Annotated in this window: 13 protein-coding genes and 1 pseudogene; 7 read left to right on the top strand and 7 right to left on the bottom strand. The window is 62.5% G+C overall.

Annotation, left to right across the window (positions count from 1 at the left end; all coding sequences use genetic code 11):
* Positions 1–313: 313 nt before the first annotated feature.
* Together ACIPRS_RS15055 and ACIPRS_RS15060 are read left to right on the top strand one after the other, a co-directional pair.
* Entirely contained in the window at positions 314–1,351 is a 1,038-nt protein-coding gene (locus tag ACIPRS_RS15055; protein WP_446539129.1) for a hypothetical protein, read from the top strand.
* A gap of 392 nt (positions 1,352–1,743) precedes the next feature.
* Positions 1,744–2,142 carry an H-NS histone family protein gene (locus tag ACIPRS_RS15060; RefSeq protein WP_446539130.1) on the top strand — a complete coding sequence of 133 codons (399 nt, stop codon included), beginning with the start codon at positions 1,744–1,746 and terminating at the stop codon, positions 2,140–2,142.
* On the opposite strand, the gene ACIPRS_RS15065 is transcribed toward ACIPRS_RS15060, so the two are convergent.
* On the bottom strand, positions 2,139–2,888 hold the full coding sequence (locus tag ACIPRS_RS15065) for a hypothetical protein (protein WP_446539131.1): 750 nt from the start codon (positions 2,886–2,888) through the stop codon (positions 2,139–2,141). The two genes, ACIPRS_RS15060 and ACIPRS_RS15065, sit on opposite strands and share 4 nt — an antisense overlap.
* Before the next feature lie 97 nt (positions 2,889–2,985).
* On the opposite strand from ACIPRS_RS15065, the gene ACIPRS_RS15070 reads away from it, so the two are divergent.
* The 4 genes from ACIPRS_RS15070 to ACIPRS_RS15085 all read left to right on the top strand — a co-directional run bounded on the left by ACIPRS_RS15070 (position 2,986) and on the right by ACIPRS_RS15085 (position 6,171).
* Positions 2,986–3,312 carry a helix-turn-helix domain-containing protein gene (locus ACIPRS_RS15070; protein WP_446539132.1) on the top strand — a complete coding sequence of 109 codons (327 nt, stop codon included), beginning with the start codon at positions 2,986–2,988 and terminating at the stop codon, positions 3,310–3,312.
* Positions 3,313–3,901: 589 nt separating this feature from the next.
* The gene (locus tag ACIPRS_RS15075) at positions 3,902–4,528 is read left to right on the top strand and encodes a DUF4142 domain-containing protein (protein ID WP_446539133.1); all 627 of its coding nucleotides are present in this window, start codon (positions 3,902–3,904) and stop codon (positions 4,526–4,528) included.
* A gap of 160 nt (positions 4,529–4,688) precedes the next feature.
* Entirely contained in the window at positions 4,689–5,450 is a 762-nt protein-coding gene (locus ACIPRS_RS15080) for a DUF72 domain-containing protein (protein WP_446539134.1), read from the top strand.
* Complete coding sequence (locus ACIPRS_RS15085) at positions 5,443–6,171, top strand: DNA-formamidopyrimidine glycosylase family protein (protein ID WP_446539135.1); 729 nt, start codon at positions 5,443–5,445, stop codon at positions 6,169–6,171. Before ACIPRS_RS15080 ends, ACIPRS_RS15085 begins: the two co-directional genes overlap by 8 nt.
* A 146-nt stretch (positions 6,172–6,317) precedes the next feature.
* Here the strand turns inward: ACIPRS_RS15085 and ACIPRS_RS15090 are convergent, their stop codons facing one another.
* The 4 genes and pseudogenes from ACIPRS_RS15090 to ACIPRS_RS15105 form a co-directional block, all read right to left on the bottom strand.
* Positions 6,318–7,298 (bottom strand): NAD(P)/FAD-dependent oxidoreductase, encoded by a 981-nt coding sequence (locus ACIPRS_RS15090; RefSeq protein WP_446539136.1) that lies wholly within the window; start codon positions 7,296–7,298, stop codon positions 6,318–6,320.
* A 95-nt stretch (positions 7,299–7,393) separates the two neighbouring features.
* Complete coding sequence (locus tag ACIPRS_RS15095) at positions 7,394–10,024, bottom strand: excinuclease ABC subunit A (RefSeq protein ID WP_446539137.1); 2,631 nt, start codon at positions 10,022–10,024, stop codon at positions 7,394–7,396.
* A 71-nt stretch (positions 10,025–10,095) separates the two neighbouring features.
* Positions 10,096–10,956 (bottom strand): annotated as a pseudogene (locus ACIPRS_RS15100) (NAD(P)H-hydrate dehydratase); the annotation flags it as partial.
* Positions 10,953–11,720 (bottom strand): histidine phosphatase family protein, encoded by a 768-nt coding sequence (locus ACIPRS_RS15105; RefSeq protein WP_337731980.1) that lies wholly within the window; start codon positions 11,718–11,720, stop codon positions 10,953–10,955. The pseudogene ACIPRS_RS15100 and the gene ACIPRS_RS15105, both read right to left, overlap by 4 nt.
* A 670-nt stretch (positions 11,721–12,390) precedes the next feature.
* Between ACIPRS_RS15105 and ACIPRS_RS15110 the strand changes: the two genes are divergently transcribed.
* A complete protein-coding gene (locus ACIPRS_RS15110; RefSeq protein ID WP_337731979.1) occupies positions 12,391–12,855 on the top strand; it encodes a hypothetical protein in 465 nt (154 codons plus the stop codon).
* 326 nt (positions 12,856–13,181) lie between these two features.
* On the opposite strand, the gene ACIPRS_RS15115 is transcribed toward ACIPRS_RS15110, so the two are convergent.
* Positions 13,182–13,868 carry a M23 family metallopeptidase gene (locus ACIPRS_RS15115; protein ID WP_446539138.1) on the bottom strand — a complete coding sequence of 229 codons (687 nt, stop codon included), beginning with the start codon at positions 13,866–13,868 and terminating at the stop codon, positions 13,182–13,184.
* Between the two features lie 3 nt (positions 13,869–13,871).
* Positions 13,872–14,777 carry a L,D-transpeptidase family protein gene (locus tag ACIPRS_RS15120; protein ID WP_446539282.1) on the bottom strand — a complete coding sequence of 302 codons (906 nt, stop codon included), beginning with the start codon at positions 14,775–14,777 and terminating at the stop codon, positions 13,872–13,874.
* Positions 14,778–14,949: the final 172 nt, after the last annotated feature.

The following is a 14,949-nucleotide window of genomic DNA, read 5'->3' on the forward strand; positions in this document are numbered from 1 at the left end:
GCGATTCCATGAGATCGGCCAGCGTTCTCCAAAACTCAACCTTCTTGAGACTCGGTGGATCTCTGCATTGCGGCGTGTTGATACTGTGGCCCTCGTGCAAGGGAAGTCGGTTCGCGAGCACCTGGAGGATGTAGCCAGTGCTGAAGAGCAGGAGATCCCCCGTCTTGCTCGGAGTCCCTACTTGAGGGTGTGCAGCTCCTGTCTGCATGAAGGGATCCATTTGCGGGTACATCAGAACTTGTTTCTGCTACGTTGCCCTGTCCATGATGAGGCCCTGAGTCACTGGTGTCCCCACTGTGGTGGGGAGTTGAGCTTGACGATGGCCGGTAGAGCCCAGGCCTTCTCCTGTACGAAGTACCTTCTTCCACTGGCAGATAGCGATAAGTTCGGAGAGCCGAGAACCGTTGAGCAACGATCTAAGGCAAGCATCGAAACAGAGAGGATGCGAGGACCGCTGGAGTTTCTCTGCTCGTGGATGCAGCGCTCCTACTACCATCGGCTTTCAATTCATCACAGTCCTCAGGATATGGATTGGACAGATCTCTGGTTGGAAGCAGTTTGCCGCCATACCTCGGTTCCCTCAGAGGTGCGTCGGACCGAATGGCCACAGGCAAAGCTCCGGTTTCAACCCTTGTCGCCAGGGGACAAACGTGATGTGCGTGACATTTTTTCGGGAGATATGATCGACCCCCTAGTATCCTCAGTCTATCGCTGGTTTTTACGTCGCCGAGGCGATTCTCACGAGGCTTGTCTTGACGCACCTTTGCGCCTGTTCTCCGACCGATTCAACGATGATTCGCCGCATCCGGAAGACCTTCTGGCGTGCTGTCCCGTCGCAGTAGGATTCTGGATCTGGCGAAAATCAGTCCGTCAGATCTTCCCGTGGCGGATGCAAACTCGGCCCGGCGAAGGTCGACCGACATTGGCATTGCGGCGGACGGCCTACAAGGTCCTCAAGAGTCATCTTCAGTACTGTCTGTATAAGGCAAAGCATCTTCTTGCCGACGCTGGACCGCCTAGTGAGCGTGACAAGGTAATTGAGCAACTTCGAATGCTGCAGCTCCACCGTTCTGAGAATTTACTTGGTGACCGCCTGAATGACGTGGGGGCGCTGCTTGAGTTCGAGCTTAGCGAGGGCTTCTCTCGCTGGAAGTGTAAGGGTTACAAGGCCTATGAGAAGCGCTTGAAGGACAATTTGCGGTGGACGCTGGTCGTGTCCCGTCAAGGAAGCTGGTATCACGACTATTCAAGCGAGTACAAGCAGCGTCGTATCGCGCCCGGCGTTCCTTTTACTTGGATGAGAGGTGAAGGGCATCATGTGCGGGCCCTGCTACCCAATAGAGACGAGTGACTGATAACGCTTAAGTGACGGGGTAGGGCAAGCGGCTGACCTCTTGGCGGTGAGCTTGGCCCAGTCAGGATGGCAAGGTAGCCGGCGCCCGTTCAACGCGCTGGCCTACCTTCGGCACGATAGCGTGCGATACCGCGGCCTTTGCGCTTGTTGCGCGTTGGCAATGACCGATGGTGAACCTGGCGCATCGCTCACGCCGCGATGATGCGCGTGCCGGAGAGGCGCGCCCCTTGGCCGGTATCGGCACCGCGCCAGGAGTTGCGGTCAACCCATCACCGGTCCGATGCTGTGAGGGAAAGCTCATGGCGTGTGGCCAGGGCGGCCTGGAGCCCGCGCAGGACCGTGTCGGCCCGACGCGTGGACAGCGCTTGCAATTCCCCGGTGCACAACCAATGAGCAAACCCACCCTGGACTCCATCGCCACGGCTCGAGCCAAGCTTGAGGAAGAGTTGCGCAATCTGGAACGCCAAGAAGTCCAGCTGCGCCAGCAACAGGCGGCCGATGCCTATGCCGAGGTGATGAATCTGCTTGGCCAGTACAGCCCGTATTTCAGCACCAAGGAAAAGGCCGAGATCGTGGCCGCGGTGGGAGCCAGCAGCCCGGCGCGGGTCAAGAAGCCGGCCGGCAGTCAGGAGGTCGCCCCTAAGTACTGGCTGCCACACACGCAGGAGACCTGGAGCGGTCGCGGGCGTCCACTCCGGTCCTTTACTGCCTGGGAGGGCACGGCGGCCTACAAGGAGTGGAAGGCCAAGCATCCCAATGAGAAATTCCCCAAGTATCCAGGCGCCTAGCCCGAGGTCATCAGACCCGGCTGCAGGGCCTCGATGCTGGGCAAGGCGGTCCAGTAGGTCTGTCCTAGCGTGAACCACTGACACGCCAAGCCTTGCGCCAGCGCAGTGGGCGGCTGCACCGCCGCCGGAGTAAAACCACAGCGGCCATAGCGCCCGGCCGCCACCGCCGCGGCCCGTCGAAGGATCTCGCCGTACATGCCTTCGCGTACCCGGGAGGCGGGCAGGGCGCCTTGGCGGGCCAACGTGGCACCCTGGCGGACCGCCGCCCACGCGCAGTACCGCCATTGCGAAGCACTGAGCGACACACGCGACAGGCGCTGGGCAAAGGCCATGTCCTGCTGCCAGTGGGCATCGAACTGGCAACGGGCCAGTTGCTCGGCGTAGAACGCTTGGGCCTCATCGTGCACCAAGCGTTGCCACAAGGCCGCGCCCAAGGTCAGCAGCAGCTCATCGCAAGGCACTGAGGCCAAAAAATCTTCCACCGCCGGCAGGGCACTGTCGGCCTGATAGGCGCTCCAGGTCCACCGCCATGCGATGCCCTCGATGGGGGTGTGGCGCTGGCCGATCGTCCAGCCCGATCCAGCGCCCGGCAACGCCACGATCTGGTGCGAGGCCAGGACCTGCAGGGCTTCCATGGCCAGGTCTGCCGTGGGCGCCAGGGCAAGGCGATGCTGCTGGGCGTGGAGCAGGGCCCACAGGTACACGGCACCGGGCAACCCCAGGTCATCCAGCGTGTGAGGCGTCATTGGAGCCGGCCGCATTGCAGGGATACTAAGATTAACTTAGTATCCAGCGAAAGGCACTTCGGCCATCCTTTTCATCTGGATGTGACCCGGGGCCCGTGTGTCCGAATCAGCTGACAAGCGATCGAATTTCGCCAGGCGCCTCAAGCAGGCACGCTTGGGACGAGGCCTGACGCAGGCTCAGCTGGGTGTTTTGGCTGGTATGGAGCCCGACGTGGCGAGCACCCGCATCAACCAGTACGAGCGTGGTGTCCATGAGCCGCGCTCGGCCACGGCCAAGCAGCTGGCCGAGGCCTTGGGCGTTCCGGCAGCGTTTCTCTATACCGATGATGATCTACTGGCCAAGCTGCTGCTTCGGTGGGGATCACTGACCAAGCAGCAGAAGCGCGAGCTGGTCAAGCTGGTCGAGGCCACGCCCGGAAAGTAGAAGGACCATCGCATGGGCGATAGCCTTGGGGAGGTGCCCCGTCGGGCACTGACTCCGCCAGCGTGCCGCTCACTCTACCGAGCTCTGACGTCGGGTCGTCATCCGCTGATGGGGAGAAGACCAATTCGGAATAACCTCTGAGATTCTGGGCAATGAATCGGATTGAACGATTAGGGGTCGTTATCGGGGGTAGGGCGGACGGCGGCAGCCTACCCATTCAGTTAATACTTGGTGCTGTGTCGCGAGCACTAGCGATTGTCAACGGATGGACAGCATCAGCTGTCCTGTTGACCATGCGGGCAGGCCACGGCATCCACCTTGTTCATCGTCTACTCCATGTTTCCGGACAACTAGGTTTCCAGCTGCCTTTTGCTGACCGCGCCGGTGGAGCAGTGATTGAAGAAGAGATCACGCCCGAACTGATGCAGCACGTCTTCGCAACACCTTCACGCCAATCTAAACGCTGTACATATTGCACATTGCGTTCACGGGCCTGAGCGTTCTCTAGTAGCCAAGCCAACATACGGACAGGTTCCCATCCTGAAGGCTTTTCCGGTTCGGCCCTCACCCCACAAGCCGGAGTTGCATCATGAAAGCTCGCCACCTGTTCGTCCTCGCCGCCGTGTCCATCGGCGTGGTGTCCTTGTCCGCCTGTCGCGACAACCATAACGATGCTGACGTCATGGCCGAGACTTCAGACGCAGTCCCCGTCTTGAACACCGACCCCACCGATGAAACAGCCGAAGCCATGGCTGCCACCGGTCGACCCGACATCCAGCCATCCCTGGACGAGCGTAATGCTCTTGGCGTCTTGAACGCGATCAATGACCATGAAATTGCCGCCAGTAAACAGGCCCTCGCCAAAGGCGTAAAAGGACCTGTCGCAGCCTATGCGCAGATGATGATTGATCAGCATACCGAGAACCGAAAAAAGACATCCGCACTCAATCCGGAGAACGCGGCACCCGATGCAGATGGGCAACGCAAGAAGAGCGAGCGAGCGCTGGCCATGCTGAACGACAAGAGCGGCGATGTGTACTCCAAGGCTTATGTTGCTGCCATGGTGAAGGATCATACGGAAGCACTCGCGACGCTGGATGGAAAGCTGATACCCGCCGCCGGCCGTGCAGAGGTCAGGACACACTTGGCTGTGACGCGTGAGCATGTGGCCAATCACTTGGCGCAGGCCAAGCAACTGAATGGCGCGGCGAACTAGGCCAAAACTATTCAGGTCGTTCGCGTTGGCATCGTGAGTGCACGGTACCAACCGTCCACATGAGGAAGGATCAATCGGGCGTCTGCTGAAGGGATCCGACCACCAACGTCACTCCCCTGTGACGTTCCCTATGACACCCCGGTGCAAGGAACCCAGCTCAATGCAGGCAATCAAGGTCGGCTGTGCAGGCTGGTCCATTCCCCGCCAGAGCTTGGCACTGTTCGGCGAAGGCGAATCGATGCTCGCGCGCTACGCCACCCGTTTCGCAGTCGTGGAAGTGAACTCATCATTCTACCAACCCCACAAGCCGGCCACCTACGCGAGATGGGCCTCCTCGGTTCCGAGGGACTTCCGTTTCTCCGTCAAGATCCCCAAGTTGATTTCCCACGAACTCGCCCTTCGTCATTCCGCTCCGGCGTTGGACCGCTTTCTGGGCGAGACAGAAGCGCTTGGCAGCAAGCTGGGGGGCTTCCTTCTCCAGCTGCCGCCCAGCCATCTGCTCGACGCCCGTGTCGCGTCGACGTTCTTTCGCATGTTCCGCCATCGCTCGCAGGCACCGCTCGTCTGCGAACCTCGGCATGCCAGCTGGTTTTCCAGCAGCGCGGAGGCATTGCTGCAGCGGTACGGCGTCGGCCGCGTCGCCGCAGACCCGGCCCTGGTAGATGATGCCCGCCGCCCCGAAGCGGTGTCGCCTTGGCCATATTGGCGTTGGCACGGCTCGCCGCAGATGTACTACAGCGCATACACGGAGGACAGTCTGCAGCAGCTTGCCATTGCGGTCGTTTCCGCCAGATGGCCCGCCTGCCCGTGGATCATTTTCGACAATACCGCACACGGCCATGCGACTGGCAATGCGGCGCTCCTACAGGATCTGCTACGGACACTTTCATCGCCGCGGACGCCCGAAAATTCGCATGCCTGAAGGCCCATCCATCGTCATCCTGAAGGAGGCGGCCGCCCACTTCAGCGGCAAGACCGTCCGCAGGGCGTCGGGCAACAGCAAGCTCGACCTGAGCCGAATGGAAGGCGAGCGCGTTGTCGCGCTGCGCAGCTGGGGCAAACATTTCCTCATCGAGTTCCGTGATTTCAGCCTGCGTGTTCACATGCTGATGTTCGGTTCCTACCTGATCGATGAAGAAAAGCCGGCCAATCCTCGCATGTCCCTGTTGTTCGACAATGGCGTGCTGAACTTCTACGCATCTTCGCTCAAATACATCGAAGGGCTTCTGGACGATACCTATGACTGGCGCATCGACGTGATGAGCCCGGAATGGAAGCCACAGCTCGCCAGGACCAAACTTGAACTACAGCCTTCGGTACTGGTCTGCGATGCCTTGCTGGATCAAGACATCTTTGCAGGCGTTGGAAACATCATCAAGAACGAGGTGCTTTTCCGCGTCGGCGTCCATCCTGCCAGCGAGGTGGGGGCGCTCCCGCCGCGGAAGCTCGGCCAAGTGATAGTGCAGGCTCGCCAGTACAGCTTCGAGTTCCTTGAATGGAAGAAGCAGTTCGTCCTTCGCAAGCACTGGCTGGTGCATACCAAGTCCACATGCCCCCAATGCGGCCAGCGCATCACAAAAGAATACCTGGGCGTGCGCAAACGGCGATCATTTTTCTGCACGCGTTGCCAGACACTCTATTGATTGGAGGCGGGGAGAGCGCAGCTTTCGGCCTGCTAAAAAGGGCCATTTGGATGCTGCCGGTAGCCAATTGCTGAAGTGTCAGCCGTAGCTTCTAATGCAGCACTAGGCTCATCCTTTCCAGGAGATTCAAGAGCAAACTCTTTGCGTTAGCGCAGGACCGGGTCTAGACGACGATGGATGGCGGTAGCCGCGATGGCTGCATGGCCGAAGGCCACGGATATCTGGTTCAGATCCGTAGCCACATCGCCAATGGCGTAGAGATCCGGCCGCGACGTCTGCAGATGGGCATCCGTTAGGATCGCGCCGTCCTTTGCCATCGTCGCGCCGGCCATGGCTGCCAGATTGCTGCGCGCGGGCGCCCCCATAGCGGCATAAAGGGTATCAAACCGATGCGTGCCGCCCGCCACGTCGCTCGCTTCACAGGTGTCGTCCCTGCAGGAGAGATGGTGCAGTTCGGGGAGGACCTGGATGCGAAGTTCGGCCGCACGGCGCAACGCCTCTTCTCGAACCTCCGCCAGGACAGGCACGGAATCTGACAAGGGAACCACGCTGACGCGAGACGAGAAAGTGCGCAGAAAGCAGGCGTGCTGGATGCTTTGCACCAAGGGTCCCACAACCCCGATGTTCTGGTCCGTCGCCTCATATCCGTCGCAGATTGCGCACAAGCGGATCAGTCCGCGCGCTATCGCATCATCAATGGATCCGTCTTGCAGGTCAGGAACCCGATCCCGAACACCGGTGGCCAGTACGACACTTCCCGCATGCCAGGTCTGGTTTTCATCACGGACTTGCCAGCCATTGGGGCTAGCTGAGATTCCAACAACGCGTCGTTGCACGGGAGCAACGCCATAGGTAAGCGCCTGCTCTCGCAGTTTGTGGAGGAGTTTCTCACCAGAGACGCCCTGAGGGAAACCGGGACAATTGTGAGTCTCCGGGATCCAGCGGGCCCTGCTGAAACCATCATCGAAGAGCCGCACACTTCTATGGAATCGGCGCAGGTATGTGGCAGCCGTAAGTCCTGCAGGGCCGCCACCTACGATGATGCAATCAAGTCGGGCATGGCCGCCATGGTCCCCTCCCTCGGGGTCGTAGGTGGAGGCCGTCGTTTCTGCGCGTTTGAGTCTCATCCTGGCTGCCCTATATGTTGACGCGTCAAAGCGCTGTGGCCGAACCAGAGAGCGTGCTCCAAAGAGAACTGCATGGAAGCCCGTCCCGTTCCAAGCTAGCCGCGCAGTGCATTGGCTAGATGGTGCGATGTGGGGCCTTTCGAGCGCGAAACTTTCTCCGGGGTGCCTTCCGCCACGATCCGCCCCCCTTGTTCGCCGGCCCCGGGCCCGACATCGATCACCCAGTCGCTGTCGGCGACCACGCGCATGTCGTGCTCCACCAGGATGACGGTGTTGCCGGCGTCGACCAGGCTGTGCAGCTGCGTCATCAGCTTGTCCGTGTCGGCGGGATGCAGGCCCGTGGTGGGCTCGTCCAGCACGTACAGCGTGTGGCCGCGTTGGGCCCGCTGGAGTTCGCTGGCGAGCTTGATGCGCTGGGCCTCGCCGCCGGAGAGTTCGGTTGCCGGCTGGCCGAGCCGCAGATAGCCAAGCCCGATGTCCTGCAGCAGGTGCAGCGGTCGCCAGACCGAGGCTTCCTCCCGGAACAGGGCCGATGCTTCGTCGACGGTCATCGCCAGCACCTGCGCGATGTCCTTGCCGCGCCAACGGACCTGGAGCGTCTTCTCGTTGAAGCGGCTGCCATGGCAGGTAGGACATGGCGCGTAAACGCTGGGCATGAAGAGCAGCTCGACATGCACGGAGCCCTCGCCCTCGCACGTCGGGCATCGTCCCTGCGCCACATTGAAAGAGAAGCGGCCGGCACCGAACTTCCTGGCCCTGGCCGCGGGAGTGGCCGCAAACAACCGGCGGACGTGATCGAACAGGCCGGTGTACGTGGCCAGGTTGGAACGTGGTGTACGGCCGATGGGTTTCTGATCCACGTTCACCAGGCGATCGATCGCGGCCGCGCCCTCCACCAGCCTGCCGGACGCGCGGGCGGATTCCGGGGGCTGCCGCGGTTCGATGTCATGGTCTTCGGCAACGGGTTCATGGCCCAGATGGTCACTCACCAGTTCGACCAATGCCTGGCTCACCAGGCTCGACTTGCCGGAGCCCGAGATCCCCGTCACCGCGGTCAACGCGCCCAGCGGAAAACGGACGTGGATGCCATGCAGGTTGTTGCGATGGACCTCCGCAAGCCCCAACCATCCCGAAGCTTCGCGGCGGGTGCGCGGCGTCACCGCACCGGTGGGGAACAGGTAGCGTCGGGTATGGGACTCGGCCACCTGCTGCAAGCCGGCCGGCGGGCCGCTGTAGAGCACGCGTCCCCCATGTTGTCCCGCGCCCGGCCCCACGTCGACCAGCCAGTCCGCGCGACGCAGCATGTCCAGGTCGTGTTCGACCACGAACAGGGTATTTCCGGCCGCCTTCAACTGGTCGAGGGATTCATGGAGTGCATCGGCATCCGCCGGATGCAGGCCGGCGGTGGGTTCGTCCAGCACGTACACCACGCCGAAGAGCTGGGAGCGGATCTGGGTCGCCAGCCGCAGTCTCTGCAGTTCGCCGGCGGACAAGGTGGGCGTGGTGCGATCCAGCGACAGGTAGCCGAGGCCCAGGGCCTGCAATGCGGCGATCCGCCTGGTCAGGTCCTGTGCAATGCGTGCCGCCGCGATGCGCTTCTCTTCGGACAAGTCCGGCGTGCGGCGTACATCCGTGCTGCCGGCGTGGGCCAGGCCGCCTTTGGCCACGCGCTGGGCGGTATCGTGTCGGCTGGCTGCCTTGCTCCGCGTACCCGTGCGGGCGGGTCGGGAAAACTTCCCCAGCGCCGCGGGCGCCAGCGTCTGGGCGATGCGGTCCAGTGACAAGTGGGAGAGCGTTCCGATGTCCATGCCAGCGAAGGTCACCGACAAGGCTTCGCGCTTGATCCGCCGCCCCTTGCACACGGGACAGGGGGCACCGGTCATGAAGCGTGCCACGCGCTTTTTCATCTGCGCGCTCTGCGTGGTGGCAAAGGTATGCAGCACGTACTTCCGTGCGCCGATGAAGGTGCCCATGTAGCTGGGCTCGGTCTTGCGACGCAGTGCGGTGCGCGTCTCCGCCGGCGTGAAGCCGGGATAGACCGGCACGGTCGGCTGTTCGTCGGTGAACAGGATCCAGTTGCGATCCTTGCGAGGAAGCGTCCGCCAGGGCGCGTCGACGTCGTAGCCCAGGGTGACCAAGATGTCGCGCAGGTTCTGGCCATGCCAGGCGGGGGGCCACGCTGCGATCGCACGCTCGCGGATGCTCAACGAGGGGTCGGGCACCATCAGTTTCTCGGTGACATCGTAGACGTGGCCCAGGCCATGGCAATGCGGGCAGGCACCCTGCGGCGTATTGGGAGAGAAGTCCTCCGCATACAGCATCGGCTGGTTGGCGGGATAGGTGCCCGCGCGGGAGTACAGCATCCTCAGCGAACTGGAAATCGTGGTGACACTGCCCACCGTGGAACGCACGTTGGGGGTGCCGCGCTGCTGCTGCAGCGCTACCGCGGGCGGAAGTCCCTCGATGCTGTCCACGTCCGGCACGCCGGCCTGGTCGATCAGGCGGCGCGCATACGGCGACACCGATTCCAGATAGCGACGCTGCGCTTCCGCGTAGAGGGTGCCGAAGGCAAGCGATGATTTGCCGGACCCCGAAATGCCGGAGAACACGACCAGCGCATCGCGCGGCACATCGACATTGATGTCCTTGAGGTTGTGTTCGCGCGCGCCCCTGACACGGACGAAGCTGTCAGGCGGGCGACGGCCTGCTCGCTTGCGCGCAGTCATGCCGCGGCCCCTGCCAGCGTGCGGCGTGGCTTGCCGCTCCGTGCCGCTTTCGATGGCGACGGACCGAATGCTTCCAGCAGACGCGGCACCTGCGCTGGCAGTTCGCGCGCCAGGAAACCAAGGCTGCCCTGTGCTCTGGCAAGCGCCTCCCCGGCACGGCCATGCAGGTACACCCCCCAGACGGCGGCCTGTTCCGCGCTCGCGCCCCGGGCGGCCAGCCCGGTGATGATGCCGGCGAGGACGTCACCCGAACCCGATGTTCCCAGTCCGGGTCCGCCCCCGGTGTGCCGCCACAGGCGTCCATCCGGAGCGGCGATCAGCGTCTCCGGCGCCTTCAGCACGACGATCACCCGCGCATGCGCCGCGAATTCCCGTGCCAGTTCCGCAGGCCGCGCGTGCACGTCTTCGATCGGCGTGTCCAGCAAGGACGCCATCTCGCCGGCGTGCGGCGTGATGACCGGGGCAGACCGGAATCCATGCACGTGCTGAAATGCGGCGATGGCACCTGCATCGGCGACCACCACGCCCGCGGCATGCCGGGACAACCGGGCGACAAGGTTGCGCAGGGTCGGCGTGTCGTCCATGCCGGCGCCGATCAGGAGCGCGTCGGCGCCGGCGCATGCCTGCTCGAGCGCCGGCGACGAACGGCAACCGCCGCTGCGCGTCGTGGACAGCGGCGTTACCTTGGCCTCCGGAACGGCAAGTGCAAGGCCCGCTGCCACGCTGGCCGGTGTGCCGATCTGCAGCTTGCCCGCGCCGGCACGCAATGCCGCTTCGCCGGCCAGCAGCGCGGCACCCGGTACGTCCGGCGAGCCGGCAACCACCAGCACGCGGCCACGATCTTCCTTGCTGCGGATGGCGTCAGGCGCGGGAAGTGGCCAGGCACGCAGCAGCCTGGCATTGACGGGCACCGGTGCGTGGACACGCTTCATTTCGGGCCTGCGGGTGCATCTGCCGCGACCGTGACGGTGGCGTGGTCTTCCAGTTCCGGAGGCACGTAGTTTGCCCGCCGCAGGGCGAAGCGCTCGCCTTCGTGTCCCTGCACGAAGCCGTATTCGGTGATCGAGCAGTTGGGAACATCCGCCAGCCTGTCGATCTCCAGGATGGCCTTCTCGTCCATGCATTCGAGCAGGTAGCGGAAGCAGTTGACGATGACCTGGTGCGCCACGATCACGACACGGTCGCCGACGTGGTCGCGCCTGAGCACTTCCACCACGCTGCGCAGGCGCAGGATCACGTCGCACCAGCTCTCACCACCAGGGGGGCGGAAATAGAACTTGCCTACCAGTGCGCGTTGCTCGGCCAGCTCGGGAAAGGTCGCCCGGATACCCTGGCTGGTATAGCGGTCCAGGATGCCGAACTCCTTCTCGCGCAGACGCTCATCCAGCGAGATCTCATCGGCATCGATGCGCAGGCGCGTCGCGATCGCCGCACACGTCTGGTACGACCGCACGAAGGGCGAACTCATCAGGTGGGTGGGGCGCTCGTCAGCCGGCAGCGCGTCGAACCATGCGGCCAGCGCCTGCGACTGCTGTTCACCCAGTTCGGAAAGCGGTGTGTCGGCATCGCGGTGGGCGAGATCGATCAACGTGGCGCCGGCGAGTTCGGCCGCATCGCGCGCGACGTTGCCGGCACTCTGCCCGTGGCGGATCACCCAGAGGCGGGCGGGCCAATCCGTGTGCTGGAGCTTCGGCACTGCGCTTCCCTGATGCTGGATGGGAGGCTCAGCGTACCGGGAGCGGCGTGAAATCTTTGGCGACGCCCGTGCATACATCCCACAGATCCATCGTAACGATGATCCATGAGCCCTATGAGGTGACTTTCAGAGTACGCCTTGGCGATCAACAACCATCACCCGCGTCCAGAATCGCGCTTCAACGACCATGTTATGCAGCCTCATGGACCTGCATGTGCCTGAGCCGTCCGGCGGCGGGGTTGCCCACCGGTGGCGCCGTGCTCCGACTCGGGATCATTGCGCTCTTCATTCGTCCGCTTGCCCGGGTTCTCTCCTTGCACGGTAGGCGCGGTGGGCCGTCGCGGTTTCTCGAATACATTGGGCTGGTGTTGTGTGGGTCTAGAGTTCTTCATAACCATGTCTGGACTTCCGAAAGACAATCCCACGTTGCTCCCGTCGCCGTGTGCAGACCGTGAGGAAGATGACTCCGGAAACGAAAGCCGGAAACGAGTCAATGCACGATGGTGAGCGCGAGCTTGATCTTTGGGAATCCGTGGTAAACGTTGCGCGCTCGTGAGCAGAAAATTGGCTTATTTTCACGTGCACGCATAGCAGTTGCGTTCACTGTCACTCCACTGATGCCAAAGGCTTCAGTTTCCCCAATCGGTTCATTACGCTGGAGTGACATGCAATGAGCGACATCAAGAAAGACCACAACATTGGTGCGGGTACCGGCGCCGTCGGCGGTGCGATCGCGGGCGCCGTGGCGGGCACCGCCGTCGGAGGCCCCGTCGGTACGGTCGTTGGCGCAGTGGCGGGCGGTGTGCTGGGAGCGAAGGCAGGCGATTCGCTCGCAGAGTTGGTGAATCCGACCGAGTACATCGCCAACTTCGAAGGCCAGTATCGCCAGACGCCGTACTATACGGAGGGTCGAGAGTGGGATGACTACCGTCCAGCCTACAAGTACGGTTACGACACGTATGGCGAATACAGCGGCCAGAAGTTCGAAGATGTCGAAGGCGAGCTCGAACGTAAATGGGCAGCCACCCGCGATAGCTCGCGCCTGGACTGGCCACAGGCGAAAGGTGCCGTCAAGGACGGTTGGCACTATATCGAGCGCAAGCTTCCGGGCGATTTCGATCGGGACGGCCGCTGAGCTCCCTCGGTGAAAATCCGACGCGACGATGGATCAGTCGCGGACACAGGCACTTCATGCTATGGAGTGCACTCCACTGAAAGTGGCAGCCGCCACGGATGATTTCCCATGACTACTCCACGCGAACAACAGGGCAATCGCCAACTGCAACCCGGGCAGAATCCGAACGAACCGCATAAGGCACCCAGTCGCAAGGACAGGGAACCGGGCGAATAAGATGAGTGATCGAAGCCCCCGTACAACGGGGGCTTTCTCTTACACGGATTCTTCCCGTGCAAAGGAAGTCGGACAATCTCGCCGCAGGATGCCGTCTGTTCCTATTGCGGTCACCCACCCGACGAGGCAAGCAGTGGATAGGGATTGATGGCGGTTCCTTCCCACCAGCGACGCTCTGCCCCCAGCACGAAGATGGCGAAGTGCAGGTGCGGAGCGTCCGGGCTCGCATTGCCGGTGCTACCAACATATCCGATCATCTGTCCACGCTTGAGCGGCTGTTTTTCTGCAAGACCGGCCACGTACCCCTGCAAATGGGCGTAGTAGTAGGCGTACTTTCTCTGGGGATCAAACTGATAGATCGTCAAGCCGCCGCGTTCGCTGTAGAACAGCTTTTCCACATGCCCGTCCGAGACGGCGAGTACGGGGGTGCCCGCGCTCGCCATGATGTCGATGGCATCGTGCAAACGGCCCTCGCTGCGCGCATCGGTGAAAGTGTCGGCCAGGTCGGAAGCAACTTTGCCTTGCACGGGGATGAGCAATCCAGGTGACGTCTTCTCGCGCAGGGAGAACGGCGCGTTGGAGATCGGCAAGGCAGGGGGAGGCAGCATCTCGGGGACGACGGGATGCGTGGCTTCCAACGGCGTCGCGTTGACCGCCGACGAGGCATTGGCAGGCGGTACCGTGAGAGCTTGCGATGCTGCCGTCATTTCTCTATCGGGGGTGCGCGAGATGTCAATGCCGCGGTAGAGCGCCACACCCAGGATCACCGCCGCGATCAGCGCCAGCAGGTATCTCATGCCTCACTCCTGCATGACGACAACGACGTCGGGCCCGATCGCCGCCGCGACGCGTTCGACATCCCAGTTGGTGAGACGAACGCAGCCATGTGACTGGGTCTTGCCGATGCTGGCAGGCTCCGCTGTGCCATGCAGGCCGTAGTGTGGCTTGGATAGGTCGATCCAGCGCGTGCCGACCGGATTGTTCGGTCCGGCAGCCAATGTGGCTCTGGCATGTGTGGGGTCCGCATCCCAGAACAGGGCGGGATTATAGTGGAAGGTTGGATTGACCGCGGTGGCCACGATCTTCCACTCGCCTAGGGGCAGCGGATCGTGCTGGCTGCCCGAAGACACGGGGTACTGCGCGAAGGGGTTTCCTGCGGCATCAACCAGGGTAAGGGTCGAGTCGGACTTGTCCACCACCACCTTGGTTGCCTTCGCCGGAGCTGCGACCCCCACGACGTTGGGCACTTGAAGCTGCGTGCCGGCCTTGCTGAAGTCTGCCGTGGGATTGAGCTTGCGGAGTAGGGCCGGGCTGGCGTGGAAACGTTCACCCAGTGCTTCTTCGATGGATTCGAAGCCAAGAGATTTCAGCTTGCCTTGCTCCATCATGTCTTGGGGCAGCGAGGCGTAGTTCTGGCCCACGTCTTCGACCGTAAGGGCGTACGCCACCAGCACGGGGGCCATGTCCGCATTGAGTGCGGCCCAAGTGCCAGCGTCCAAGTCGCCGGTCACTGGAAGCGCCTTGGCCTGTTGGTAGCCACGAACGGCGCGCCGCTGGTTGGAGCCGGCAAACCCATCGATTTCGCCTGGCGAAAAGTGAGCGCGATCCAGCAGCACCTGGGCACGCAGCTGACCTGCGGCACCTACGGTGGTGTCGAGTTCATTGGCTGCCACGGCGAGTGGACTTTCCGCAGCGTAGGCGGTCATCGTGCTCAATAGAGCAATGACCAGCGGAAGCGACAGACAGCGGGGAATGCGCGTCATGAATGATCCAGAGGAAACAAGAGATGCTTTAAAGAATGCGCGAGAGGCATATTTGCTCCGTGAAGGCGGGTAGGGTGCGTGACACGAAGCCCGCCGAAACCTGAGGCCGCACTCA

The organism is Pseudoxanthomonas sp. LARHCG66 (genome assembly GCF_052871755.1).

Bases quoted from the DNA above. Each gene is read 5' to 3' on its own strand.
- ACIPRS_RS15060 (WP_446539130.1), top strand. From the start codon at position 1,744: ATGAGCAAACCCACCCTGGACTCCATCGCCACGGCTCGAGCCAAGCTT.
- ACIPRS_RS15065 (WP_446539131.1), bottom strand. From the start codon at position 2,888: ATGACGCCTCACACGCTGGATGACCTGGGGTTGCCCGGTGCCGTGTAC.
- ACIPRS_RS15075 (WP_446539133.1), top strand. From the start codon at position 3,902: ATGAAAGCTCGCCACCTGTTCGTCCTCGCCGCCGTGTCCATCGGCGTG.
- ACIPRS_RS15080 (WP_446539134.1), top strand. From the start codon at position 4,689: ATGCAGGCAATCAAGGTCGGCTGTGCAGGCTGGTCCATTCCCCGCCAG.
- ACIPRS_RS15085 (WP_446539135.1), top strand. From the start codon at position 5,443: ATGCCTGAAGGCCCATCCATCGTCATCCTGAAGGAGGCGGCCGCCCAC.
- ACIPRS_RS15090 (WP_446539136.1), bottom strand. From the start codon at position 7,298: ATGAGACTCAAACGCGCAGAAACGACGGCCTCCACCTACGACCCCGAG.
- ACIPRS_RS15095 (WP_446539137.1), bottom strand. From the start codon at position 10,024: ATGACTGCGCGCAAGCGAGCAGGCCGTCGCCCGCCTGACAGCTTCGTC.
- ACIPRS_RS15110 (WP_337731979.1), top strand. From the start codon at position 12,391: ATGAGCGACATCAAGAAAGACCACAACATTGGTGCGGGTACCGGCGCC.
- ACIPRS_RS15115 (WP_446539138.1), bottom strand. From the start codon at position 13,868: ATGAGATACCTGCTGGCGCTGATCGCGGCGGTGATCCTGGGTGTGGCG.
- ACIPRS_RS15120 (WP_446539282.1), bottom strand. From the start codon at position 14,777: ATGACCGCCTACGCTGCGGAAAGTCCACTCGCCGTGGCAGCCAATGAA.